The organism is Corallococcus exercitus, from assembly GCF_003611585.1.
GTDB classification, from domain to species: Bacteria; Myxococcota; Myxococcia; order Myxococcales; family Myxococcaceae; genus Corallococcus; species Corallococcus exercitus.
Genome location: NZ_RAVW01000714.1, coordinates 1 through 2,490, shown reverse-complemented (window position 1 = coordinate 2,490; position 2,490 = coordinate 1). Strand labels below are relative to the sequence as shown.

Sequence of the window (2,490 nt, the reverse complement as noted above, 5' to 3'; positions counted from 1 at the left end):
GTGGAGAAGGCCGCCCCCGCCCGGCCCCCGGAGGACGCCAGCGCGTCGGACGCGGCCCTCCTGAAGGGCCTCTTGTGGGCGGCGGAGCCCGCGCCGGAGGAGATCCGCGCGCTCGCCATCGAGGACCTGGCCCTGCTGGGCGACACGCGCGCCCTGGATCCGCTGGCCGCGTTCATCTGGGACCCGAACCCGCGCATCCAACAGGCGGCGCTGCGCGCGGTGGCCCTCTTCCAGCACCGCCGCGCGGAGGAGATCCTGGGCAACGTCGTGCGCCACCCGCGCCTGCCGGACGCGCTGAAGATCCAGGCCCTGGGCGGGCTGCTCTACCAGCGCACGCCCACCGCGCGCCGCGTGGTGCAGGACGTGGCCGCCGACAGCCGCGTGGGCTACGCGGTGCAGAACGCCGCGCGCTCGGTGGCGTCGCAGTGGGAAGCCGCCGCGGCCCCCGCGCCCTGAAACACGCCTGCTCGCCTGCCCTCCCTCCAGACATGACGGTGCGCGGAGCCTGCCCCGGCCTCGGGCCGATTCCTGGAGTGCGCGCGTGTATGGGTTAGACTGGGGCGCATGAAGATCACCCCCCTCGACATCCGTCAGAAGCGCTTCGAGACGGTGATGCGCGGCTTCGCGCGTCCCGAAGTGGGCGCGTACCTGGAGCTGATCGCCGGCGAGTTCGAGGAGGTCGTGAAGGAGAACATCGCGCTCAAGGAGGAGCTGAAGCGCACGCAGGCGCGGCTCGAGCAGCATCAGGAGCGCGAGCGCACCCTCCAGGAGACGATGGTCACCGCCCAGCGCATCAGCGAGGACCTGAAGGACGCCGCGAAGAAGGAAGCGGAGATCATCATCGCGGACGCGGAGCACCAGGCGGAGAAGATCGTCCACGGCGCGCATCAGCGGCTGGTGCAGGTGGTGGAGGACATCAACGAGCTCAAGCGCCAGCGCACCCAGTTCGAGTCGCAGGTGCGCTCCGTGGTGGAGGCCCACCGCAAGCTGCTGGAGACGTTCGCCGCGCCCACCTTCGCGGACCGCGACTACGCGCGCGTGGAGGACAACGTCGCGTTCCTGTCGCAGAAGAAGGCCACCTCCAACGACTAGCGCCCGCGCATGCCCGCCCCCTGGCTCAAGGCCGTCCCCGCCGGGGTGGAGCTGTCGGTGCTCGTCCAGCCGCGCGCGTCCCGCACGAAGGTGGTGGGCGAGCATGACGGCCAGCTGAAGATCCAGCTCGCCGCGCCGCCCGTGGATGGCGAAGCGAATGCGGCCCTGGTGGAATTCATCGCGAAAACGCTGGGCGTGCCGCGTCGCCAGGTGACACTCACGGCGGGTGACACGTCGCGCCGTAAGCGATTGAGGGTGGAGGGGGTTGATGCGGCGGCGGTCGAGGCTGTTATCTCTGGTGGACCGTGAGGCCACGCATGCTCCGCCTGTTCGCCTTCCTGATGATGCTGCTGGCCTCGCCGGGCGTGTTCGCGCAGGACGAAGGTCCCCGAGGCATCCACGCCACGGAGGCCGTCGTCACCGACAGCGCGCTCGTGCCCCACGCCCGCCCCGCCATCGTCGCGGGCGAGCTGAGGACGCAGCGCTTCGTCATCCTGCACACCGCGAAGGCGGCGGGCGCGGCGCGGGCGCTGGCCGGGCAGATTGAAGGCGTGCGGGATGCCTTCGGCGCGATGCTGGGGCGGGACTGGCCGGGCACCACCGAAATCCGCCTGGGCGTGGGCCGCCAGGAGTTCGAGGCGCTGGCCCTCCCCGGCGGCAAGCCCCCGGGCTGGGCGGTGGCGCTCGCGTACCCCGGGCATCAGATCATCCTGCTGGACGCGCTGAGCCTGAGCGACACGGAGGGCCCCACGACGCTGCGGCATGAGATGGCGCACGTGGCGCTGGGGCAGCTGGCGAAGGACTGGCCGCGCTGGTTCCAGGAGGGCGTGGCGCAGAACCTCACCGACGAGCGCTACTCCGTCGCCCACTACACCGCCCTCTTCCGCGCGGTGACGCAGGAGCGCGTCTTCCACTTCGAGGACCTGTCCGAGGACTGGCCGGACGTGCCCGCGGACGTTGAAATCGCGTACGCGCAGAGCGCCGCCTTCGTGGCCTACCTCACCGGCAAGCACGGCTCGCACGCCATGGGCCTCCTGGTGGACGGCGTGCGCGCGGGAGAGCCCTTCGAGCAGGCCTTCGGCAAGGCCTTCCGGACGTCGCTGCTGCTGGAGGAGCAGGACTGGCGCGAGGGGCTCGCGGCCCGGTACGGCTGGCTGCCGCTCACCACCAGCTCCGCGCTGCTGTGGCTCACCGCCTCCATCCTGTGCGTGGCCGCGTTCGCGCGCCGCATGCGCCAGAAGTCCGCGCGCATGACGGAGCTGGCCGCGGAGGACGCCGCCGAGGACGCCGCGCTGCGCCTGCTCGCCGCCGCCCGCGCGGCCGGGCCCGTGCCCGTGGACGGCGCCGAGCCGCTGTCCCCCGCCCTGCCCTGGCCGGAGTGGCCCGGCGCCACCACTC

4 protein-coding genes are annotated in these 2,490 nt (G+C 72.4%); all 4 read left to right on the top strand.

Annotated elements, in window-relative coordinates:
• Entirely contained in the window at positions 1-456 is a 456-nt protein-coding gene (locus D7W79_RS41240) for a HEAT repeat domain-containing protein (protein WP_120530651.1), read from the top strand.
• Positions 457-564: 108 nt separating this feature from the next.
• On the top strand, positions 565-1,092 hold the full coding sequence (locus tag D7W79_RS41235; protein WP_014397740.1) for a DivIVA domain-containing protein: 528 nt from the start codon (positions 565-567) through the stop codon (positions 1,090-1,092).
• Positions 1,093-1,101: 9 nt separating this feature from the next.
• The gene (locus tag D7W79_RS41230) at positions 1,102-1,401 is read left to right on the top strand and encodes a DUF167 domain-containing protein (protein WP_120530650.1); all 300 of its coding nucleotides are present in this window, start codon (positions 1,102-1,104) and stop codon (positions 1,399-1,401) included.
• Between the two features lie 8 nt (positions 1,402-1,409).
• A partial coding sequence (locus tag D7W79_RS41225; protein ID WP_244222262.1) for a peptidase MA family metallohydrolase occupies positions 1,410-2,490 on the top strand: 1,081 nt, incomplete at its 3' end.